22 protein-coding genes are annotated in these 22,653 nt (G+C 50.8%); 11 read left to right on the plus strand and 11 right to left on the minus strand.

The genetic code is table 11. From position 1 onward, the window contains the following. Nucleotides 1–23: 23 nt before the first annotated feature. A complete protein-coding gene (gene yeiG / locus FEK47_RS09180; RefSeq protein WP_135487531.1) occupies nucleotides 24–860 on the minus strand; it encodes an S-formylglutathione hydrolase in 837 nt (278 codons plus the stop codon). 257 nt (nucleotides 861–1,117) lie between these two features. Between yeiG and folE the strand changes: the two genes are divergently transcribed. The 6 genes from folE to mglC all read left to right on the plus strand — a co-directional run bounded on the left by folE (nucleotide 1,118) and on the right by mglC (nucleotide 8,027). After that, on the plus strand, nucleotides 1,118–1,786 hold the full coding sequence (folE, locus tag FEK47_RS09185; RefSeq protein ID WP_001139613.1) for a GTP cyclohydrolase I FolE: 669 nt from the start codon (nucleotides 1,118–1,120) through the stop codon (nucleotides 1,784–1,786). A gap of 16 nt (nucleotides 1,787–1,802) precedes the next feature. Beyond that, nucleotides 1,803–2,960 (plus strand): DUF418 domain-containing protein YeiB, encoded by a 1,158-nt coding sequence (gene yeiB, locus FEK47_RS09190; RefSeq protein WP_130207066.1) that lies wholly within the window; start codon nucleotides 1,803–1,805, stop codon nucleotides 2,958–2,960. Between the two features lie 141 nt (nucleotides 2,961–3,101). Then, nucleotides 3,102–4,124, plus strand: a complete 1,023-nt coding sequence (galS, locus tag FEK47_RS09195; RefSeq protein WP_130207064.1) for an HTH-type transcriptional regulator GalS — start codon at nucleotides 3,102–3,104, stop codon at nucleotides 4,122–4,124. A 297-nt stretch (nucleotides 4,125–4,421) separates the two neighbouring features. Continuing rightward, entirely contained in the window at nucleotides 4,422–5,420 is a 999-nt protein-coding gene (gene mglB, locus FEK47_RS09200; RefSeq protein WP_001036964.1) for a galactose/glucose ABC transporter substrate-binding protein MglB, read from the plus strand. 60 nt (nucleotides 5,421–5,480) lie between these two features. Beyond that, the gene (gene mglA, locus FEK47_RS09205) at nucleotides 5,481–7,001 is read left to right on the plus strand and encodes a galactose/methyl galactoside ABC transporter ATP-binding protein MglA (protein WP_130221873.1); all 1,521 of its coding nucleotides are present in this window, start codon (nucleotides 5,481–5,483) and stop codon (nucleotides 6,999–7,001) included. A 15-nt stretch (nucleotides 7,002–7,016) separates the two neighbouring features. After that, nucleotides 7,017–8,027 (plus strand): galactose/methyl galactoside ABC transporter permease MglC, encoded by a 1,011-nt coding sequence (gene mglC, locus FEK47_RS09210; RefSeq protein ID WP_001275110.1) that lies wholly within the window; start codon nucleotides 7,017–7,019, stop codon nucleotides 8,025–8,027. Between the two features lie 151 nt (nucleotides 8,028–8,178). Here mglC and preA read toward each other — a convergent pair whose 3' ends face one another. The 7 genes from preA to FEK47_RS09245 all read right to left on the minus strand — a co-directional run bounded on the left by preA (nucleotide 8,179) and on the right by FEK47_RS09245 (nucleotide 14,091). Next, nucleotides 8,179–9,414, minus strand: a complete 1,236-nt coding sequence (gene preA / locus FEK47_RS09215) for an NAD-dependent dihydropyrimidine dehydrogenase subunit PreA (RefSeq protein ID WP_138183168.1) — start codon at nucleotides 9,412–9,414, stop codon at nucleotides 8,179–8,181. Further along, the gene (preT, locus tag FEK47_RS09220) at nucleotides 9,408–10,646 is read right to left on the minus strand and encodes an NAD-dependent dihydropyrimidine dehydrogenase subunit PreT (protein WP_138183169.1); all 1,239 of its coding nucleotides are present in this window, start codon (nucleotides 10,644–10,646) and stop codon (nucleotides 9,408–9,410) included. The genes preA and preT overlap by 7 nt, the downstream gene beginning before the upstream one ends. Nucleotides 10,647–10,839: 193 nt before the next feature. Continuing rightward, entirely contained in the window at nucleotides 10,840–11,079 is a 240-nt protein-coding gene (locus tag FEK47_RS09225) for a DUF2542 family protein (protein ID WP_130207056.1), read from the minus strand. Nucleotides 11,080–11,081: 2 nt separating this feature from the next. After that, the gene (gene sanA / locus FEK47_RS09230; RefSeq protein WP_130207054.1) at nucleotides 11,082–11,801 is read right to left on the minus strand and encodes an outer membrane permeability protein SanA; all 720 of its coding nucleotides are present in this window, start codon (nucleotides 11,799–11,801) and stop codon (nucleotides 11,082–11,084) included. A gap of 185 nt (nucleotides 11,802–11,986) precedes the next feature. Beyond that, nucleotides 11,987–12,871 carry a cytidine deaminase gene (gene cdd / locus FEK47_RS09235; RefSeq protein WP_130221870.1) on the minus strand — a complete coding sequence of 295 codons (885 nt, stop codon included), beginning with the start codon at nucleotides 12,869–12,871 and terminating at the stop codon, nucleotides 11,987–11,989. Between the two features lie 129 nt (nucleotides 12,872–13,000). Next, complete coding sequence (locus tag FEK47_RS09240) at nucleotides 13,001–13,696, minus strand: CidB/LrgB family autolysis modulator (protein ID WP_130207051.1); 696 nt, start codon at nucleotides 13,694–13,696, stop codon at nucleotides 13,001–13,003. Beyond that, nucleotides 13,693–14,091, minus strand: coding sequence for a CidA/LrgA family protein (locus tag FEK47_RS09245; protein WP_001295452.1), 399 nt, complete (start codon nucleotides 14,089–14,091; stop codon nucleotides 13,693–13,695). The genes FEK47_RS09240 and FEK47_RS09245 overlap by 4 nt, the downstream gene beginning before the upstream one ends. Nucleotides 14,092–14,363: 272 nt before the next feature. Here FEK47_RS09245 and dusC point away from each other — a divergent pair, with 272 nt between their 5' ends. Continuing rightward, the gene (gene dusC, locus FEK47_RS09250) at nucleotides 14,364–15,311 is read left to right on the plus strand and encodes a tRNA dihydrouridine(16) synthase DusC (RefSeq protein ID WP_135487538.1); all 948 of its coding nucleotides are present in this window, start codon (nucleotides 14,364–14,366) and stop codon (nucleotides 15,309–15,311) included. 373 nt (nucleotides 15,312–15,684) lie between these two features. On the opposite strand, the gene yohP is transcribed toward dusC, so the two are convergent. Beyond that, entirely contained in the window at nucleotides 15,685–15,831 is a 147-nt protein-coding gene (gene yohP / locus FEK47_RS25740) for a small membrane protein YohP (protein WP_205712852.1), read from the minus strand. A 159-nt stretch (nucleotides 15,832–15,990) separates the two neighbouring features. Between yohP and mdtQ the strand changes: the two genes are divergently transcribed. Together mdtQ and FEK47_RS09265 are read left to right on the plus strand one after the other, a co-directional pair. Next, entirely contained in the window at nucleotides 15,991–17,427 is a 1,437-nt protein-coding gene (gene mdtQ / locus FEK47_RS09260) for a multidrug resistance outer membrane protein MdtQ (RefSeq protein WP_135487539.1), read from the plus strand. A 52-nt stretch (nucleotides 17,428–17,479) separates the two neighbouring features. Further along, nucleotides 17,480–18,241: an SDR family oxidoreductase gene (locus FEK47_RS09265; RefSeq protein WP_135487540.1), complete on the plus strand. Its 762-nt coding sequence runs from the start codon at nucleotides 17,480–17,482 to the stop codon at nucleotides 18,239–18,241. A 147-nt stretch (nucleotides 18,242–18,388) separates the two neighbouring features. Here the strand turns inward: FEK47_RS09265 and FEK47_RS09270 are convergent, their stop codons facing one another. After that, on the minus strand, nucleotides 18,389–18,967 hold the full coding sequence (locus tag FEK47_RS09270; protein WP_130257528.1) for a DedA family protein: 579 nt from the start codon (nucleotides 18,965–18,967) through the stop codon (nucleotides 18,389–18,391). Nucleotides 18,968–19,135: 168 nt separating this feature from the next. On the opposite strand from FEK47_RS09270, the gene FEK47_RS09275 reads away from it, so the two are divergent. Continuing rightward, nucleotides 19,136–19,723, plus strand: coding sequence for a Yip1 family protein (locus FEK47_RS09275; RefSeq protein ID WP_001295454.1), 588 nt, complete (start codon nucleotides 19,136–19,138; stop codon nucleotides 19,721–19,723). A 173-nt stretch (nucleotides 19,724–19,896) separates the two neighbouring features. After that, nucleotides 19,897–20,829 (plus strand): D-alanyl-D-alanine endopeptidase, encoded by a 933-nt coding sequence (gene pbpG, locus FEK47_RS09280; protein ID WP_130207042.1) that lies wholly within the window; start codon nucleotides 19,897–19,899, stop codon nucleotides 20,827–20,829. 98 nt (nucleotides 20,830–20,927) lie between these two features. On the opposite strand, the gene dld is transcribed toward pbpG, so the two are convergent. Then, on the minus strand, nucleotides 20,928–22,643 hold the full coding sequence (gene dld / locus FEK47_RS09285) for a D-lactate dehydrogenase (RefSeq protein WP_135487541.1): 1,716 nt from the start codon (nucleotides 22,641–22,643) through the stop codon (nucleotides 20,928–20,930). Nucleotides 22,644–22,653: the final 10 nt, after the last annotated feature.

Consider the following 22,653-nt stretch of genomic DNA (forward strand, 5'->3'; position numbering starts at 1 on the left):
TGCCCGGCGAACCGGGCGAACTTTCACTTCAGTAAATACTGCGCATGGAAGCGCAGGTGATCTTCTATAAAAGAGGCGATGAAGTAGTAACTGTGATCATATCCCGGCTGAATACGCAGCGTCATCGGCCACGCTTTCTGGCGAGCGGCTTCTGCCAGAACTGCGGGTTGCAGCTGGTCGGCAAGAAATTGATCATTATCGCCCTGATCGATAAGCGTCGGGATCGCATCCTGCGCATGACTTGCATACATCAGCGCGCAACTGTCCCATTCCAGCCATGCATTTTTGTCCTCACCTAAATAGGTGCTAAACGCTTTGATTCCCCACGGGACGCAGCACGGATTCACAATCGGCGCAAAGGCCGAAACGCTGGTGTATTTGCCAGGATTTTTCAGCGCCATAATCAATGCACCATGACCCCCCATCGAATGGCCACTAATAGCACAGCGATCGCTGACGTTAAATTGCGATTGAATCAGCGTCGGTAATTCATCGCGCAGATAATCATACATCCTGTAATGCGTCGCCCACGGCGGTTGTGTGGCGTTGAGATAAAACCCCGCACCCTGACCTAAATCGTAGCCATCGTCGTTGGCAACCTGTTCGCCGCGCGGGCTGGTGTCTGGCATCACCAGTACAATCCCCAGTTCCGCCGCTATGCGCTGAGCGCCTGCTTTGGTGGTGAAGTTCTCGTCATTGCAGGTTAAACCTGAAAGCCAGTACAGCACAGGCGGAGGGGCGTTGTCGCGGGGCGGTGGGAGAAAGATGCTGAACGTCATCGGGCAATTTAAGATACTGGAGTCGTGCCGCCAGCGTTGCTGGCAGCCTTCAAAACAGCGGTGCTCTTCGAGCATTTCCATGCGTGGCTCCTTGTTGTGTTGTTTGCATTTTAGTCATCATACCGTTTATTCAATGCGCTGTGAGTAACTTTCACTTCCGCATATGCATAACGATGTTTTAACATCTAACGCTGAAAGGCAGCGGCAATTACAATAATTATCGCTGTGAATACTGGATTATGTGCGCCACCTCACGCACAATAATCGGGCTGCTAATCAGCTTAATAACTTTGCCCCCACGCAGGGCGGAGGCGTCACACCTGCAGGAGAAAACATAAATGCCATCACTCAGTAAAGAAGCGGCCCTGGTTCATGAAGCGTTAGTTGCGCGAGGACTGGAAACACCGCTGCGCCCGCCCGTGCATGAAATGGATAACGAAACGCGCAAAAGCCTTATCGCCGGTCATATGACTGAAATCATGCAGCTATTGAATCTCGACCTCGCTGATGACAGTTTGATGGAAACGCCGCATCGCATCGCTAAAATGTATGTCGATGAAATTTTCTCCGGTCTGGATTACGCCAATTTCCCGAAAATCACCCTCATTGAAAACAAAATGAAGGTCGATGAAATGGTCACCGTGCGTGATATCACCCTGACCAGCACCTGCGAGCACCATTTTGTCACTATCGATGGCAAAGCGACGGTAGCCTATATCCCGAAAGATTCGGTGATCGGCCTGTCGAAAATTAACCGCATCGTGCAGTTCTTTGCCCAGCGCCCGCAGGTGCAGGAACGTCTGACTCAGCAAATCCTCATTGCGCTGCAAACGCTGCTGGGGACCAATAACGTGGCTGTCTCCATCGACGCGGTGCATTACTGCGTGAAAGCGCGTGGCATCCGCGATGCAACCAGCGCCACGACAACGACCTCCCTCGGTGGTTTGTTCAAATCCAGTCAGAATACGCGGCACGAGTTTCTGCGCGCTGTGCGTCATCACAACTGATTAAAAGGCAGGAACCATGGAGCGCAACGTCACGCTCGATTTTGTTCGCGGCGTCGCCATTCTGGGGATCCTGCTATTAAACATCAGCGCCTTTGGTTTACCAAAGGCGGCTTATCTCAATCCCGCCTGGTATGGCACTATTACCCCGTCCGACGCCTGGACCTGGGCGTTTTTGGATCTCATCGGCCAGGTAAAATTCCTCACGCTTTTTGCGCTGCTGTTTGGCGCGGGCCTGCAAATGTTGCTGCCGCGCGGCAGACGCTGGATCCAGTCGCGGTTAACACTGCTAGTCTTGCTGGGCTTTATTCACGGTTTATTGTTCTGGGACGGCGATATCCTGCTGGCTTACGGATTGGTGGGCTTAATCAGTTGGCGACTGGTGCGTGATGCGCCATCGGTAAAAAGTTTATTTAATACTGGCGTGATGCTGTATCTGGTGGGGATTGGCGTTTTGCTGTTGCTGGGGTTGATTTCTGACAGCCAGACCAGCCGCGCCTGGACGCCAGATGCATCGGCCATTTTGTATGAAAAATACTGGAAACTTCATGGCGGCGTTGAAGCGATCAGTAACCGCGCCGATGGCGTCGGCAATAGTTTACTGGCACTGGGCGCGCAGTATGGCTGGCAACTGGCGGGGATGATGTTAATTGGCGCTGCGCTGATGCGTAGCGGCTGGCTGAAAGGGCAGTTCAGCTTACGTCACTATCGTCGCACCGGTTTTGTGCTGGTGGCAATTGGTGTGCTGATTAACCTTCCTGCTATCGCATTGCAATGGCGGCTGGACTGGGCGTATCGCTGGTGTGCCTTCTTACTTCAAATGCCGCGTGAACTTAGTGCGCCGTTTCAGGCAATTGGCTATGCGTCGCTGTTTTATGGCTTTTGGCCGCAATTAAGCCGCTTCAGGCTGGTGCTGGCAATCGCCTGCGTCGGACGGATGGCGCTAACCAATTATCTACTGCAAACGCTGATTTGTACCACGCTGTTTTACCACCTCGGTTTGTTTATGCAGTTTGACCGCCTGGAGTTGCTGGCGTTTGTCGTTCCAGTATGGCTGGCGAATCTGCTTTTCTCTGTTATCTGGCTGCGTTACTTCCGTCAGGGGCCGGTGGAATGGCTCTGGCGTCAGTTAACCTTGCGCGCTGCCGGACCTGCATTATCTAAAACATCCAGATAACGATCTGGATCACATTCATTAACAAAACGGCTGTAACCGTTTCCATTGCTGTGACTCGATTCACGAAGTCCTGTATTCAGTGCTGACAAAATAGCCGCCAGCAAGCAGTAACCTACTGCATTCTCATAACAGGTAGTGAATATGATCACCATTCGTGATGTAGCGCGTCAGGCTGGCGTCTCTGTGGCAACGGTTTCCCGGGTGCTCAATAACAGCACGCTGGTCAGTGCCGACACGCGTGAAGCAGTTATGAAAGCGGTGAGTGAGTTGGATTATCGGCCAAATGCCAATGCACAGGCGCTGGCAACTCAGGTGAGCGATACCATCGGTGTGGTGGTCATGGATGTTTCAGATGCATTTTTCGGCGCATTGGTTAAAGCCGTTGATCTCGTTGCCCAGCAACATCAGAAATATGTGTTGATTGGCAATAGCTATCATGAAGCGGAAAAAGAGCGTCACGCCATTGAAGTGCTAATTCGCCAGCGTTGTAACGCGTTGATTGTTCATTCAAAGGCGTTAAGTGACGACGAGCTGGCGCAATTTATGGACAACATTCCCGGCATGGTGCTCATCAATCGGGTTGTGCCAGGCTATGCCCATCGCTGTGTTTGTCTGGATAATATCAGCGGTGCCAGAATGGCGACGCGCATGTTGTTGAATAACGGTCATCAACGTATCGGCTATCTCTCTTCCAGCCACAGCATTGAAGATGACGCAATGCGTAAAGCGGGCTGGATAAGCGCGCTGAAAGAGCAGGATATTGTTCCGCCGGAAAGCTGGATTGGCACGGGTACGCCAGATATGCCAGGCGGCGAGGCGGCGATGGTTGAACTGCTCGGGCGCAATCTACAACTTACGGCTGTATTTGCCTATAACGACAATATGGCCGCAGGCGCTCTGACGGCATTAAAAGATAATGGCATTGCGATTCCGTTACATCTCTCAATCATCGGTTTCGATGATATCCCCATTGCTCGTTACACCGACCCGCAATTAACGACCGTGCGTTATCCCATTGCTTCGATGGCAAAATTAGCCACTGAACTGGCCTTGCAGGGGGCTGCAGGCAACATTGACCCGCGTGCCAGCCACTGTTTTATGCCGACGTTAGTGCGCCGCCATTCTGTCGCAATACGCCAGAATGCGGCGGCGATCACTAACTGAGCAAATCAGAGGATGTAACCGCTTTCAATTTGTGAGTGATTTCACAGTATGTTAACAATGTGGTAGCTATGATTGCACCGTTTTAACGTTGTAACTTGTATGTAACAGCGAATGATCGCTTTTATCGAAGTTATGGCGTCATAACAACAATTAGAGCCGTTTTATGGAGCGTTACCGGGCATGGACGAACGGATTTTTAAAAATGAGCTTCGGCGTTCAGTAACACTTCATTAACCATACTGGCCCGCCGAGCATTTATCTCAAGCACTACCCTGCATAAGAAAAACCGGAGATACCATGAATAAGAAGGTGTTAACCCTGTCTGCTGTGATGGCCAGCATGTTATTCGGCGCCGCTGCACACGCTGCTGATACCCGTATTGGTGTGACGATTTATAAATATGACGATAACTTTATGTCTGTCGTGCGTAAGGCTATCGAACAGGATGCGAAAGCAGCACCAGACGTCCAGTTGCTGATGAATGATTCACAGAATGACCAATCCAAGCAGAACGATCAGATTGACGTGCTGTTGGCGAAAGGGGTGAAGGCGCTGGCAATCAACCTGGTTGACCCGGCTGCTGCGGGTACGGTGATTGAGAAAGCGCGCGGGCAAAACGTGCCGGTGGTTTTCTTCAACAAAGAACCTTCCCGTAAGGCACTGGATAGCTACGACAAAGCCTACTACGTTGGTACTGACTCCAAAGAGTCCGGCATTATCCAGGGCGATCTGATTGCTAAACACTGGGCGGCGAATCAGGGGTGGGATCTGAACAAAGACGGTCAGATTCAGTTCGTACTGCTGAAAGGCGAGCCGGGCCATCCGGATGCAGAAGCACGCACCACTTACGTGATTAAAGAGCTGAACGATAAAGGCATCAAAACTGAACAGTTACAGTTAGATACCGCTATGTGGGACACTGCTCAGGCGAAAGATAAGATGGACGCCTGGCTGTCTGGCCCGAACGCCAACAAAATCGAAGTGGTTATTGCTAACAACGATGCGATGGCAATGGGTGCGGTTGAAGCGCTGAAAGCACACAACAAGTCCAGCATTCCGGTGTTTGGCGTCGATGCGCTGCCAGAAGCTCTGGCGCTGGTGAAATCCGGTGCGCTGGCGGGGACCGTACTGAATGATGCCAACAACCAGGCGAAAGCGACTTTTGATCTGGCGAAAAACCTGGCCGATGGCAAGGGCGCTGCTGACGGCACCAACTGGAAAATCGACAACAAAGTGGTTCGCGTACCTTATGTTGGCGTAGACAAAGATAACCTGGCTGAATTCAGCAAGAAATAAGACTGAACGGGCGCAATAGTTTATTGCGCCCTTATTGTATGACCAACAAGGTAAAATTATATGGTCAGCTCAACGACTCCGTCATCAGGTGAATACTTGTTGGAAATGAGCGGCATCAACAAGTCTTTTCCTGGTGTTAAGGCACTTGATAACGTTAATTTAAAAGTCCGACCACATTCTATTCATGCATTAATGGGGGAAAACGGCGCGGGAAAATCAACATTATTAAAATGCCTGTTTGGTATTTATCAAAAAGATTCCGGTACCATTTTATTCCAGGGTAAAGAGATCGATTTTCATTCTGCCAAAGAAGCACTGGAAAATGGTATTTCGATGGTACACCAGGAGTTAAACCTGGTATTACAACGTTCGGTGATGGACAACATGTGGCTGGGGCGATATCCCACCAAAGGCATGTTTGTTGATCAGGACAAAATGTACCGCGAAACTAAAGCGATTTTTGATGAACTGGATATTGATATCGATCCGCGTGCGCGCGTCGGCACATTATCCGTTTCGCAAATGCAGATGATCGAAATTGCTAAAGCGTTTTCCTATAACGCGAAAATTGTGATTATGGATGAACCGACTTCTTCGTTAACCGAAAAAGAGGTCAATCATCTGTTTACTATTATTCGTAAATTAAAAGAACGCGGCTGCGGTATTGTCTATATCTCGCATAAAATGGAAGAGATTTTCCAGTTATGTGATGAAGTCACCGTATTGCGCGACGGTCAGTGGATCGCTACCGAACCGCTGGAAGGGCTGACGATGGACAAGATCATCGCCATGATGGTTGGTCGTTCTCTTAACCAGCGTTTCCCGGATAAAGAAAACAAGCCGGGCGAAGTGATCCTCGAAGTGCGTAACCTGACGTCACTACGCCAGCCATCGATTCGCGATGTGTCGTTTGACCTGCATAAAGGGGAGATCCTCGGTATTGCCGGGCTGGTGGGGGCGAAACGTACCGATATTGTTGAGACGTTATTTGGCATTCGCGAGAAATCTGCTGGCACCATTACGTTGCACGGCAAAAAGATCAATAACCATAACGCCAACGAAGCCATTAACCACGGATTCGCGTTGGTAACTGAAGAACGCCGTTCAACGGGAATTTATGCCTATCTGGATATTGGCTTTAACTCATTAATTTCCAATATTCGCAACTACAAAAATAAAGTTGGCTTGTTGGATAACTCGCGGATGAAAAGCGATACCCAGTGGGTGATTGATTCGATGCGGGTAAAAACGCCAGGGCACCGTACGCAAATTGGTTCGCTCTCAGGTGGTAATCAGCAAAAGGTGATTATTGGTCGCTGGCTGCTAACGCAACCAGAAATATTAATGCTCGATGAACCAACGCGCGGTATTGATGTTGGAGCGAAGTTTGAAATTTATCAGTTAATTGCCGAACTGGCGAAGAAAGGCAAGGGGATTATTATTATCTCCTCTGAAATGCCAGAGTTGTTAGGAATAACAGACCGTATTCTGGTTATGAGCAATGGCCTCGTTTCCGGAATTGTCGATACAAAAACAACAACGCAAAACGAAATTCTACGTCTTGCGTCTTTGCACCTTTAAGATTAGGGGCTTCCCATGAGTGCGTTAAATAAGAAAAGTTTTCTTACTTACCTGAAAGAGGGCGGTATTTACGTCGTTCTTTTAGTTTTGCTGGCAATTATTATTTTCCAGGACCCCACTTTTTTAAGTTTGTTGAACTTAAGTAATATTCTCACCCAGTCATCGGTGCGTATTATTATCGCGCTCGGCGTGGCTGGGTTAATTGTCACCCAGGGGACTGACCTTTCTGCTGGTCGTCAGGTTGGGCTGGCGGCAGTGGTAGCAGCGACGTTATTGCAGTCGATGGATAACGCCAACAAAGTGTTCCCGGAAATGGCGACGATGCCGATTGCGCTGGTTATTCTGATTGTCTGTGCTATTGGCGCGGTTATCGGTTTGATCAACGGGCTTATTATTGCCTATCTCAACGTAACGCCATTCATAACCACTCTCGGCACGATGATCATCGTTTATGGCATTAACTCGCTCTATTACGACTTTGTTGGTGCGTCGCCTATTTCTGGTTTTGACAGTGGTTTCTCCACTTTTGCCCAAGGCTTTATTGCGCTGGGGAGTTTCCGCCTCTCTTACATCACCTTCTACGCCCTGATTGCGGTGGCATTCGTCTGGGTGCTGTGGAACAAAACCCGTTTTGGTAAGAACATTTTTGCCATTGGCGGTAACCCGGAAGCGGCGAAAGTTTCTGGTGTCAACGTCGGCCTGAACCTGCTGATGATCTACGCGTTGTCTGGCGTGTTCTATGCCTTCGGCGGGATGTTAGAAGCCGGACGTATCGGCTCTGCCACCAACAACCTCGGCTTCATGTATGAGCTGGATGCTATCGCGGCGTGCGTGGTGGGCGGCGTATCGTTCAGCGGCGGTGTGGGGACGGTGATTGGCGTGGTTACCGGGGTAATTATCTTTACGGTCATTAACTACGGCCTGACGTACATCGGCGTAAACCCGTACTGGCAGTACATCATCAAAGGGGCGATTATTATCTTCGCTGTGGCGCTGGATTCACTGAAATACGCACGTAAGAAGTGATGTGATTGTGGGTATTGCCGGATGCAACGCTGGCGCGTTTTATCCGGCCTACAATGAGCACAACATACTGATCTATATGGTTTTGTAGGCCGGATAAGGCGTTCACGCCGCATCCGGCAATCGGTGCCAAATGCCGGATGCAACGCTGGTTTTACAACGTTACCGGGTGTTCTTTCTCTCCTTTCTTAAACTTCACTTCCCCGAGATCGATACAACCCACCGGGCAAACATGACCGCAAAGCAAACAACCAACGCATTTTTCGGTATTACAATGCGGCGTACGCGTTTTCTCGTTCCATTCCATCGCCTGATGACCGCCGTCGTAACAGGAAATATAACAGCGTCCACAGCCAACACATTTATCAAGATTGATACGGGGATAGACAATATAACTGCGGTCTAAATCTTCTGCCGGAACAATATTATGATTCGCCAGACCTACCATCTCCTGCAACGAATCAAATCCCTGATCGGCAAGGTAATGCGACAACCCGCTCGCCATATCTTCCACTATCCGATACCCGTACTGCATAATGCCGGTGGTCACCTGCAAGGTTGCCGCGCCGAGCAATAAAAACTCCGCCGCATCTTCCCAGGTTTCAATACCGCCGATACCGCTGATCGGGAAATCGCGCAGTTCTGGATGGGTGCGCATTTGCTGAATAAAGCGCAGGGCGATCGGTTTCACCGCTTTACCGGAATAACCGGAAATACTCGATTTACCGTTAACGATCGGCATACCAATTTTCTGATTAAGATCGATATTGGTGATGGATTTAACGGTGTTAATCGCCGCAATGCCATCTGCGCCGCCGCGCTTCGCCGCCAGCGCCACTTCGCACATATCACCGATATTCGGCGTCATCTTCGCCAGCATTGGCAGCGTGGAACCACGTTTCACTGCCCGACAATATTTTTCTACCAGCTCCGGGCTTTGCCCGACATCGCTACCCATCGCATGAGAAGTCATTTGCGGACAGGAGAAGTTACACTCGATCATATCGGCGCCAGCTTCTTGCACCAGACGCGCCAGATCTTCCCACTGCTGCTCATTTTCCCCCATGATCGAAGCGATCAATACTTTGTCCGGGTAATCTTCTTTCAGCCGACGCAGGGCGGCCAGATTCTCTTCCAACGGATGTTCAGCAATCTGCTCCATATTTTTGAAGCCGATAAAACCGGTATCTTCTTTCACCAGATGATCAAAACGCGGTGAGACTTCATTAGCGATAAAAAAGCCGATCGTTTTGAACACCACGCCACCCCAGCCTGTGTCGTAGGCTTTGGCGCACATCTCGTAGCAATTGCCAACCGGTGAAGAAGAGAGGCAGAACGGGTTGGGAAACTTCACGCCGCAAAAGGTAATAGAAAGATCTTTCGTTAACATGAGCAAGCTCCCTCTAAATAGTGATGGATCGCCTCGGCGGCTTCTTTCCCGGTTTTCACTGCATAAACCACGGTTTTGTCGCCCTCAACAATATCGCCAGCGGCAAACAGTTGCGGGTCACGGGTCTGGTAATTTTGCGTTTCGATGGTGTTGCGCTGTGGTTCCAGCGCCGCAAACGCGGCAAGTTCGGCATGCTGACCTACAGCGAGAATAATTTTGTCCGCCGCCATCGTCAGTTCGCCCGGTAAACGAACATGTTTAAACGTCACTTTATTGCCGTCTACAGCCACTGGCGTAAAGCCATCGATAATCGATACCCCCAATTTCTGAGCGCTGGTGAACTCTTTCTTGCTTGCCGGAAACTCATCTAACTCTTCACGCGCAACGCAGGTCACCGCCGGGCAACCAAGAACTTTCAGCGTGCTGGCAACGTCCATCGCGACATCGCCGCCGCCAATAATTAATGCGCTCTGTGGGATGCTGATATCGCCCTGCGCCTGTCGTGCACGTTGCAAGAAGTCGACGGCAATCTCAACGTCGCTATGTTCAAACAGCGGCAGACCAGAACCGCTCGATAACCCCACGGTGACCAGTACCGCTCGGTTTTCCGCTTTCAATTGTTCCAGCGTGAGTGTTTTACCAATCTCGCAATTGCACTTTATGGTCACCCCCATTTTTTCGATACGGGCGATTTCTGCATCCAGCACTGATTGCGGCAAACGAAATTGCGGAATGCCATTACGCAGCCAACCCCCTGGCTGTACTTCTTTTTCATAAATCGTGACGTCGTATCCCCGGTTGGTCAGTGTCACACTCGCTTGTAGCCCGGCAGGGCCTGCACCAATAATCGCCACTTTGCCGAGCGTTTTACTGCCGGGCTGATAAATCTCCATTCCGGTTTGCTGTTCGAAATCAGTAACAAAACGCTGCAAGCGGCCAATATCAATCGGGTCGTCGACACCGGCACGGGTACAACCTCGCTGGCATAATTTTTCCGTAGGGCATACTCTGGCGCAAACGGCACCGAGAGCGTTATTTTCGCGAATTGTCTCGGCAGCACCTTTAAAATTACGAAAATAAATTGAGCGAATAAATTTCCCCGGATCGGTTTGCGCCGGGCAAGCCTGACTACAGGGTGCGTCGTGACATAATAAACAGCGAGAGGCTTCTTTAATCGCCAGTAAAGGCGTAAAAGCCGGAGTGAGTTCATCCAGATAATTTTGTTGCGGCATGTGATCTTCCTTAATGCTATAGGTAATTAAGGCGAGCGTTTAGTAAATAATAATGTACTGATATTAAGGCTAAGCGTGCGGGGAAATTTAAACTGTGAAAGGATTCACAAATAGCTGCGGTTAAGAATGTGATATCCGCAGCTTATCAGGTGAAGTAATAATTATTCTCAATAATTAACTGGAGAGAGGAATATTAACGATAGAAAATAAGATAAATAATCATGCCAATAGATAAAATTCCGAAACCACAATACGCCACCATATAAGCAAAGAAGAGCCCCGGATTTTTTTCTCGCCAGACATACACCGGTTCCGGCGAATTTTTAACCCGTTTATCAATCGCGCCAGCACGCCAGCCTTTCCACGCTTCGCGAAAACAAAATACAGGGATTAGGAAAAAAACGGCAACGACAAAAAACTGCTGTACATCCATAACTACTTTCCTTGTTTCTTTTGTAATTCAAGTAACTGCTCGGGCGTGACGGCGGGATAGCCCTGCGCATCTTCCGGCACTTGATGCATTGCCGGAATAGGGACCAATGGACCTAAAAAGCGCGGCTCACGTTTAAAAATATAAAGGTCAGCCAGCGCGCCGAAACGGGCGGCAAATTCGCGAATACGGACAGACCACATATCTTTTGGCGATGGTACGGCATAACACTGGGCCTGAATACCCATATGTAAAGCGATAAATAATGCCCGCTCACAGTGAAAACGCTGGGTGATAATAATGAAATCGTTAGTATCGAACACTTTGCGCGTGCGTACGATGGAATCCAGTGTTCGGAAGCCCGCGTAATCGAGAACAATATCAGAGGGGTCGACGCCAGCGGCTATTAAATCTTTGCGCATGGTCATCGGCTCGTTATAACTTTGCAACGCGTTATCGCCGCTAAGTAATAGATAGTTCACCTTACCGCTGTTATAGGCATTAATCGCCCCCTGAATACGGTAGCGGTAATACTGATTAATGACTCCGGTGCGATAATACTTTGCTGTGCCAAGCACCACGCCGACCTGACGGTAGGGGAGATCCTGCAACTCGTCGTAGATATAAGGCGCGGTTTTCCAACTCATCCAGCGATCGAGGCCGAGCACAGTCAACAGCAGCAAGCCGATCATGACTAACAGGCTGTAGAACAGACGCTTTAACATGCAGAAGACTCGATCTCGGGAAATTTTTATCAGGCTACTTTACCCGCTGCTTTTGCGCAAGAAACGGTAAACTGTTTGCCGGGATTTTCGACATCAGGAGAGCGCTGGCAAGCCTGATGCAACGCTTATCAGCGTGCCAGACCTGTAGGCCGGACAAGGCGTTCCCGCCGCATCCGGCACCAGGCTTAAGCGAGAAGAACGCGGTCGATACTGTGACAGCCGAGAGCTTTCAGCGTTGCTGAGGTTGCATCCCATTGAATCAACGGCGCATCGGCTTTTTCTGCCAGAACCGCGCGCTGGATATCCGGGTAATCATAACCCTTGAGATTCAACAGAATTAACGCACCCTGCAACGGCGGCAGAGTCGGGTTGAATGCGGCGTTTTCAGCGTAGCTGCCGCTGAAAATACGACCGTCTTTGCATTCCAGCGCTACACCGCTTGGTGACTTACTGTAAGGCATGTGCGAGCGGTTTGCCGCGGCAATCGCTGCCTGAGAAAGCGCATCACCAGTTAACGCAAAGCCGTGATCCTGCTCGTCCATCAGCAGCGTTTTTATCTCCAGATCTTTTGGTCCAAAGGCATCCGGCAGATAGTCACGTAGTGCGTGCGCCTCGCGACCCGGCAGATGAATACGCAGATCCAGACCGCTGTTCAGTTCATTCATAAACTGACGGCAGTGACCACAAGGCGTGTAGTTAACGGTGATGGCCGCGAGAGCTTTCTCACCGCTTAACCAGGCGTGGCTGATAGCACTTTGTTCGGCATGAACAGTTTGCTGCATTGTTGCACCAATAAATTCCATATTGGCACCGAAATACCATGTACCACTCACGCCGCGTGCAATAGCGCCAACGTTAAAATTCGACAATGGCGTACGCGCACAGGCCGCAGCCAGCGGTAGCAGTGCGAAAGCCAGCGCGTCTTCGTCCAGCCCGGTTGCGCTCTTAAGCGAAGAGACTTGCTCCCCGGTCAACAAAGCGGGGAAGTACTTGTCTGCCAGAATAGGTTCCAGCGCAGATTGCAAGTTATCCGCAAGTTGGGCAAAAGCAGTTTGAAAACGTGGATGCATGGCGTTGCCTCATAATCATGTAATGGGATAACAGTTTACGAACCTGCTATGGCTTTATATGTGATCTGAATCTCATTAATTATGCAACGCGTGAAACGTACATCAAAAATGCGCGACGCATCGCAAATTTTAGCCCATTACTGCCAGAATAATTGGGAAAAGGAACGGCGCGATCAGCGAAGTAATAATCCCGCATAACACCAGCGCCAGCGAACTAAATGCACCTTCCTGATAATCCAGTTCGGCGCAGCGCGCCGTACCGAGGGCGTGGGAAGCCGTCCCCATCGCCAGACCGCGCGCCGCTTTGGTACGAATACGCATCGCATTAAGTAACGTATGACCAAAGACCGCGCCGAGGATCCCGACGAAAATGACACAAACTGCGCTGATTGCCGGAATACCGCCAATACTGCCGCCGACAGCCATCGCAATTGGCGTGGTGACTGATTTCGGTAATATTGACGCAGCAATTTCTGGTGAAGCCCCCATCAACAATGCCACGCAAGTCCCTGTCACCATCGCTACCACGCTGCCGATAAAACAGATGGTGATGATTGATTTCCAGCGGGCGCGGATTTGATGCAACTGTTCATATAAAGGATAGGCCAGTGCGACGACCGCCGGTTGCAGCAGATCGTTTAGCACTTCGCTACCTTTAAAGTAGCTGTCGTAAGAGATGCCGGTCAGCATTAAAAAAGGAATGATCACCACCATTGCCACCAGCAACGGGTTAAGCAAGGGAAACTTATACCGCGCCGCCAGCTTGCGGGCGGCAAAAAAGACAATCAACGTCAGCGGTAATGACCACCAGATATTTGCCATCATTCTTCTGATCCTTTCTGACCTACGACTTTACGTTCACCGTGCACCAGTTGAGAACTCCAGCTCACCACCAGAAAAACCACCAGCGTACTGACTGCACAGGAAACCACTACCGGGCCAAACTGCGCGCGTAGTAAATCAAAATATTGCATTACGCCTACGCCAATCGGCACAAACAATAGCGCCATATAGCGAATTAAAACGTAACACCCCGGATTGACCCACTTCGCCGGAAGAATTTGCAAGGCCAGCAGGACAAACAGGATCAGCATCCCGATAATGCTGCCCGGAATGGTTACCGGTAGCAGGGATGCAATGAAAATGCCTGCATACAGGCAGGCATAAATCAGGACGAAAGCGCGTAAATATTGCCAGATAATGTTCAGTGTCTTACTCATAATCAACACCCCAGATGAGATGGATTCATCATACAATTAATTCATAAAATGTGCTACAGATCACATTAAGAATTCATCGCTATTTTTCGCGCCTGGGTATGACGATGTGAGCAGCGAACTCAGGCAAATCTGCTTTTTCGCAACAGAAAGTGTGTTTGCCATAGATCAAGCATAGAGAGGGATTGCAGCTTTGCCGCAATCTCACTCGGCAGACCTTTAATCCGCTGACCGGAGGCGCTAACATAGCGCCTCATTTTTTTGCGGGTGATGATATGCGTGTGTTACTGGCGCCAATGGAGGGGGTACTTGACTCTCTGGTGCGCGAATTGCTGACCGAAGTTAACGACTACGATCTGTGCATCACTGAGTTTGTTCGCGTGGTGGATCAACTGCTGCCGGTAAAAGTTTTTCATCGCATTTGTCCTGAGCTACAAAACGCCAGCCGTACTCCTTCAGGTACGCTGGTGCGCGTACAGTTGCTGGGGCAGTTTCCGCAATGGCTGGCAGAGAACGCCGCCCGTGCGGTGGAATTAGGTTCCTGGGGCGTGGATCTTAACTGCGGCTGCCCGTCGAAAACGGTTAACGGCAGCGGCGGTGGGGCAACGTTACTGAAAGATCCCGAACTCATCTACCAGGGAGCGAAAGCGATGCGCGAAGCCGTACCGGCGCATTTGCCCGTCAGCGTGAAAGTGCGTTTGGGCTGGGACAGTGGCGAGAAAAAATTTGAAATTGCCGATGCTGTTCAACAGGCTGGTGCTACGGAGCTGGTGGTGCATGGGCGGACAAAAGAGCAGGGGTACCGCGCGGAGCATATTGACTGGCAGGCGATTGGCGAGATTCGCCAGCGGCTGAATATTCCGGTGATTGCCAATGGTGAAATCTGGGACTGGCAGAGTGCGCAACAATGCATGGCTATCAGCGGCTGCGACGCGGTGATGATTGGGCGCGGGGCGCTCAATATTCCCAACCTGAGTCGGGTGGTGAAATATAACGAACCGCGAATGCCGTGGCCGGAGGTCGTTGCATTGCTGCAAAAGTATACCCGTCTGGAGAAACAGGGAGATACCGGCTTATATCACGTCGCGCGGATTAAGCAGTGGTTGAGTTATTTACGTAAAGAATATGATGAAGCAACGGAATTATTTCAGCATGTGCGGGTGTTGAATAATTCCCCTGATATTGCAATGGCTATTCAGGCAATTGATATCGAGAAACTCTAAAAAACCATAGTGATGTTTTTTTGACAATGTGTTAGCTCTTTATCAATAGGCCGCACGGTTGTTTGGTGGCGTCAAAATCGCCGAGGCGTTCCCTGAAGGCCGGGGCAGCCCACATGGATGTGGGCTGAGGGCGCGTTTTACAGGGATGTTACCTCGCGCCCGACCCGGTAGCCGTAAGGGATAAGCCGAGGGCACCGCGCAGCGGCGATTTTGTTCGCCAGAGCCCGGGGGTGCAGGGGGCGGCGGCGATTGGCCGCCCCTTGCGCGCTCCTTGCGCCAGTGATTATATGAAGCAATGCACATGACAGGAGCGCAACAGGATGAGAGACTGAAATATTCTCGTTATTTTCGGACCTAATGACATTAATTAATTTTAAAATATCATCTTAAATACGCCAGTCACCACCAGTAGCCCAATCAGGAAAATAATCAATACTGCCCAGAGTATAATTTTCATTGGCGTTCCTTTATTTGTGAATGCTGAATAAGTATAGGAAAAAATGAAACTCTTTGCCGTCATCCATAAACTATTAAGATAAATCAGAGGATATCATTCACTTACTGTATATTTTTCTGGATATGTCGTTTTATTTCCGCTGATGTATTGCCACGTGAAACTAAAAAATATTTCGCCACACACGGTAATCTCCGCGCACCGTTTCTTACCTGATTATTCCCCATGAATCGTGATTCATTTAATGCAGCAAGCGTCTGTTTTCCGCTTTTAATTTTGTTGGCTGGATGTGCGCCTGTGCACGAAACTCGCCAGGCGTTAAGCCTGCAAACGCCTGCCACGCAAGTGGACACGGCGTTGCCTGCGGCATTGAAAAACGGTTGGCCAGACAGTCAGTGGTGGCTGGAATACCACGATAATCAACTCACTTCCTTAATTAATAATGCAATACAGAACGCGCCGGATATGCAGGTGGCTGAACAGCGCATTCAACTGGCTGAAGCGCAGGCGAAAGCAGTAGCGACCCAGGATGGCCCGCAGGTAGATTTTTCTGCGGATATGGAACGGCAAAAAATGTCGGCTGAAGGGTTAATGGGGCCGTTTGCCCTGAACGATCCTGCCGCAGGAACTACGGGGCCGTGGTATACCAACGGTACTTTTGGTTTAACGGCGGGCTGGCATCTTGATATTTGGGGAAAGAATCGGGCGGAAGTTACTGCTCGCCTGGGGAATGTTAAAGCACGGGCGGCTGAACGTGAGCAGACCCGACAATTGCTGGCTTGCAGCGTGGCACGCCTGTACTGGGAGTGGCAAACTCAGGCAGCTTTGAACACTGTATTGCTGCAAATCGAAAAAGAGCAGAACACCATTATTGCGACCGATCGCCAGCTCTATCAGCGTGGAATTACCTCTTCGGTTGAAGGTGTGGAAACCGATATTAATGCCAGTAAAACCCAGCAACAGCTCAACGATGTCGCGGGTAAAATGAAAATTATCGAGGCGCGATTAAGTGCGCTCACCAACCATCAGAAAAGCGCATTGAAGCTGCACCCGGTCACGTTGCCGAAAGTGGCAAGCCAGCTTCCTGATGAACTGGGATATTCCTTGCTGGCCCGGCGGGCAGATTTGCAGGCGGCGCATTGGTATGTCGAGTCGTCGTTAAGTACCATCGACGCAGCAAAAGCGGCATTTTATCCCGACATCAATCTGATGGCCTTCCTGCAACAGGATGCTTTGCATTTAAGCGATCTTTTTCGTAGCTCCGCCCAACAGATGGGCGTCACGGCGGGGCTGACATTGCCAATATTCGACAGCGGCAGACTTAATGCCAATCTTGATATTGCGAAAGCCGAAAGCAACTTGTCGATTGCCAACTACAACAAAGCAGTGGTCGAGGCGGTGAATGATGTGGCGCGGGCGGCGAGTCAGGTGCAGACACTGGCAGAGAAAAACCAGCATCAGGCGCAAATTGAGCGCGATGCCATGCGTGTGGTGGGGCTGGCACAGGCGCGATTTAACGCGGGCATCATCGCGGGTTCCCGCGTCAGTGAAGCCAGAATTCCGGCGCTTCGCGAACGAGCCAACGGCCTGCTTTTGCAAGGGCAATGGCTGGATGCCTCCATTCAACTCACCAGTGCGCTGGGCGGGGGCTACAAACGCTGAGGATATGCGCCTTCTATACTTAACGTTTAGTCAGCGTTAGGTGGAGAACTCAATGGCGCAGGTCGCGATTATTACCGCTTCTGATTCAGGGATAGGTAAAGAGTGCGCGTTATCACTGGCGCAGCAGGGGTTTGATATTGGCATTACCTGGCACTCTGATGAAGCAGGGGCAAAAGATACCGCCCGTGAGGTGGTTAGCCACGGTGTACGTGCGGAGATCGTGCAGCTGGATCTCGGTAAACTGCCAGAAGGAGCACTGGCGGTGGAGAAACTTATTCAACGGCTGGGGCGCATTGATGTGCTGGTGAATAATGCGGGCGCAATGATCAAAGCGCCGTTTCTTGATATGGCTTTTGATGAGTGGCGAAAGATTTTTACCGTTGATGTCGATGGTGCATTTTTATGCTCGCAAATTGCGGCCCGCCAGATGGTGAAACAAGGGCAGGGCGGTCGCATCATCAACATTACGTCGGTACATGAACATACGCCGCTGCCGGATGCCAGCGCCTACACAGCCGCTAAACATGCGCTCGGCGGGTTAACTAAAGCAATGGCGCTGGAGTTAGTGCGGCACAAGATTCTGGTGAATGCGGTCGCGCCTGGCGCGATTGCCACGCCGATGAACGGAATGGATGACGGCGATGTGAAGCCTGATGCAGAGCCTTCGATCCCCCTGCGACGTTTCGGCGCAACGCAAGAGATTGCCAGCCTGGTGGCCTGGCTATGTTCCGAAGGCGCCAATTACACCACCGGGCAGTCGCTGATTGTCGATGGCGGTTTTACGCTGGCAAATCCGCAGTTTAAGCCGGAGTAGTGCAATGAGGTGAGTGGCTATTTCAATAGGTAATATTTTGTAGGCCTGATAAGACGCGCAAGCGTCGCATCAGGCATGGTGCACCGAATGTCGGATGCGGCGCGAACGCCTTATCCGACCTACAGGCCGCATCATGAGATAACTGCTTTACGCCTGATTATCCGGCTTTTTCTTCCCGCGCCGTTTCAGCCACCAGCGAACACCAACCACCAGAGCCACAACCAGAATCAACCAAACCCAGTGCTTCAAATGTTGGTCAAGTTCGTGCAACCACGGCGCAATCACCTGACCACCAGCGTAACCGATAGTGGTAAAAATCAACGCCCAGGCAAATGCGCCGAGAATATTCAGCGGCAGAAAGATTTTCGGCGGCAGCTGGCTGGCACCAATCAGCGTCGGGCCAATCACCCGAAAGCCATACATAAAGCGCGTACCAATGACAAACAGATACGGATGACGTTGGATCAGCTTCTGCGCCCGTTCAATTTTATCCTGATGTTTTGAGAAACGGCGTAACAGCTTGCCGCCAAACCGCCGCCCGCACAGATAAAGCGCCTGGTCGCCAATCATGCCGCCAAGTGCTACGGAAAGTACCACTAGCGGGAATTTCAGCAGCCCCTGATGCGCGGCAACACCACCGAGCAAGGTGACGGTTTCACCTTCAGCCAGACTGCCAAGTACCAGCGCGGCATAACCATATTGTGAAATAAGTGTATTAATATCCATAGGCCAGTCTGTCTCCCTTTGGTTACCTGTAAGCATACACCCAGTAAATTATTCACGCAGAAAAAGCCCCTCAGGGTAGTGCACTAATTTTGTGGTTGAATAAAAAATAATCACAAGCTGACTTATACTTGAACTGTCAGGTTCATGAACTCACAACAAGGGGGCGGTATGAGCCATGTCTGGGGACTGTTTTCCCATCCCGATCGTGAAATGCAGGTGATTAATCGTGAAAACGAAACGATTTCTCATCACTACACCCACCACGTTTTGCTGATGGCGGCGATTCCGGTGATTTGCGCCTTTATTGGCACCACGCAAATCGGCTGGAATTTTGGCGATGGCACTATCCTGAAGTTATCCTGGTTTACCGGACTGGCGTTGGCTGTCTTGTTTTATGGCGTGATGCTGGCTGGGGTCGCGGTGATGGGGCGGGTCATCTGGTGGATGGCGCGCAATTACCCACAGCGCCCGTCGCTTGCGCACTGTATGGTCTTCGCGGGATACGTCGCGACGCCGCTGTTTCTAAGCGGTCTGGTAGCGCTTTACCCGCTGGTCTGGCTGTGTGCTCTGGTCGGCACGGTGGCGCTGTTTTACACGGGGTATCTGCTTTATCTCGGTATTCCAAGCTTCCTGAATATTAACAAAGAGGAAGGTCTTAGCTTCTCCAGTTCGACACTGGCGATTGGTGTGCTGGTACTGGAAGTCCTGCTCGCCCTTACCGTCATACTTTGGGGGTACGGTTATCGTCTGTTCTAGAAAGTTCTTTTGCGTTGCATTGCTGGCGTAAATGTCAGCAATGCAGCATTTCCTCACGATTCTCCTTTGACGACCGCACTTTTTGCTCGTTATGATGGCTTCGCTAGCCTCAGTAAATCCTTACTCCGGCGGTGCGCAACCCGTGCGCGTGAACCACTATTTGAATGCTCATCATGCCGAAATTTCGAGTTTCTTTATTTAGCCTGGCCCTGATGCTGGCTGTGCCTTTTGCACCGCAGGCCGCTGCGAAAACGGCAGCCGCTACCACCGCTTCGCAGCCGGAAATTGCTTCCGGTAGTGCGATGATTGTTGATCTTAATACCAACAAAGTGATCTATTCGAACCACCCGGATCTGGTGCGTCCGATTGCCTCAATCACCAAATTAATGACTGCGATGGTTGTGCTGGATGCACGACTGCCGCTGGATGAGAAACTAAAAGTAGACATCAGCCAGACGCCGGAGATGAAAGGGGTCTATTCGCGCGTACGACTGAACAGCGAAATCAGCCGTAAAGATATGCTGCTGCTGGCGTTGATGTCTTCGGAAAACCGCGCGGCGGCGAGCCTGGCACATCATTATCCTGGCGGTTATAACGCATTTATTAAAGCAATGAATGCGAAAGCAAAAGCTCTCGGGATGAATAACACGCGCTTCGTTGAACCGACCGGGCTATCTGTGCATAACGTTTCGACTGCCCGTGATCTGACCAAATTGTTGATTGCCACCAAACAATATCCGTTGATCGGTCAGTTAAGTACCACCCGTGAAGATATGGCGACCTTCTCTAACCCGTCGTATACGCTGCCGTTCCGCAATACTAACCATCTGGTGTATCGCGATAACTGGAATATCCAGCTAACCAAAACGGGCTTTACCAATGCCGCAGGTCATTGCCTGGTGATGCGCACGGTTTTCAATAATAAACCGGTGGCGCTGGTGGTGATGGATGCGTTTGGCAAATATACCCATTTTGCCGATGCCAGCCGCCTGCGTACATGGATTGAAACCGGCAAAGTGATGCCCGTTCCGGCAGCGGCGTTGAGTTATAAAAAACAAAAAGCCGCCCAGATGGCGGCGGCAGGGCAGACGGCACAAAACGATTAAGTTTGCTTGCCCGTAGGCCGGAGAAGGCGTTTACGCCGCATCCGGCATTCGTTGTCCGTGCCTGATGCGATGCTTGCGCATCAGGCATCCAGCCGTATTTACTCCACTTCTTGCCAGTTTTTCCGCTTACTGGTTTTACCGATCCCCGGATTCATACTGTTGGTCGGATCGTTTTCACGATAAAACTTCTGCAACGTCTCCGGTGCTTTATACAAATGACCGACGTTATGCTCGGCAGGATATTGCGCGCCGCGCTGGCGTAACAATTCCAGCATCTGTTCCTTCAGCGCATGCACATCCACGCCTTTCTTAACGATGTAATCCTGGTGGAAGACGTAGCACATAAAATGCCCGTAATAGAGCTTATGCACCAGCTGGCTGTCGATTTCCGGCGGTAGATGTTCATACCACTCGGTGTCATTACGCCTCAGAGCAATATCCAGCGCCAGAATGTCTTCGACTTCATCGGAATGCACCGCCTGATAACGAATCGCTGCGCCTGCCGCCGCGAAACGGTGCAAAAACGCTTTACTGCCTTCTTCCGGCGTACAGACAAAGAAATCGCCTTCGGCCTGTTTGAAAAAATCTACCAGCCAGGATTTTGCTTCGCCCACGCCATCCCCCGCCATTTTTAACAGCAGATGATGTTCATATTTATCGCGCCAGCTTTTCATGCGTGGCGGCAAATGACTGGGGAACAAATGACTGAATTTCTGCATTGCGAGATCGGTAAAGTGTGGTCGGAAGAACTTCACCTTCTCCAGTATCGCATCGGTACGTCCCTTGATATTAAAGAATAACGGCATCTTGTCGGTGCCTAGCTTGTCGATCATCAGGAAGGTATCTTTGCCGTATTTTTCCGCGATATCGTAGATATCCCGATGCATATATTCGCCGGCAACCGGCAGATTTTCGAAATTAGCCAGAATATGGCGGCGGATCTCGGTCAGTACTTCCGGCTGGTTGGTGCCGATATAAAACACCTGTTGGTTTTTTTCCGCTTCAAAGGTATCCAGACGCACTGCGAAAACTGCCAGTTTGCCAGCGCAACCGGAGGATTCAAACAGGCGATCCGGGTCAGCGTTATAACGTGCGGGCGTGTCGGCTTCAATATCACGGACGCGGTGGACATAGTCATAATCGTGGGCGTGACGACCATCGTGACGCACATCGTCATCTTTGATGCGATCGTCATCCAGCTTGCTAAGGATCTGCTCCGGCGTTTCACCCAGATCAATTCCCAGATGGTTAACCAGCGTCAGCTTGCCGTTTTCATCTATGCGTGCGAATAACGACATTTCGGTATACGCCGGGCCACGTTGCACCAGCGAGCCGCCGGAGTTGTTACAAATACCGCCGATGACCGATGCGCCAATACACGATGAACCAATCACCGAGTGCGGTTCGCGTCCCAGCGGTTTGAGGGCTTTTTCCAGTGAATAGAGCGTGGTGCCCGGATAGGCCAGCACCTGTTCGCCCTTACCGAGTACGTGCAGCTTGTCGAGACGCAGGGTGCTGATGATCACGATATCGCGATCATAATCGTTACCGTTTGGCGTCGATCCTTCGGTCAGACCGGTATTGGCAGCCTGCATCAGAATAATTTTGTCAGCGGTGACGCAGGCTTTCAGCACCCGCCACAATTCCAGTAGTGAGCCAGGGAAAACGACAGCCAGCGCGTCGCCCTGACCAGAACGGAAGCCCTTGCGATAGCGGGCCGTTTTTGCGGGATCGGTGAGCAGGTGTGAATGACCGACCAGACGGGCAAGTTCATTCAAAAAGGCTTTATTATCAGTTGTTGTCATGGAAGACATTTTCCACTCC

The organism is Escherichia sp. E3659 (genome assembly GCF_005781135.1).
Classification (GTDB): Bacteria; Pseudomonadota; Gammaproteobacteria; order Enterobacterales; family Enterobacteriaceae; genus Escherichia.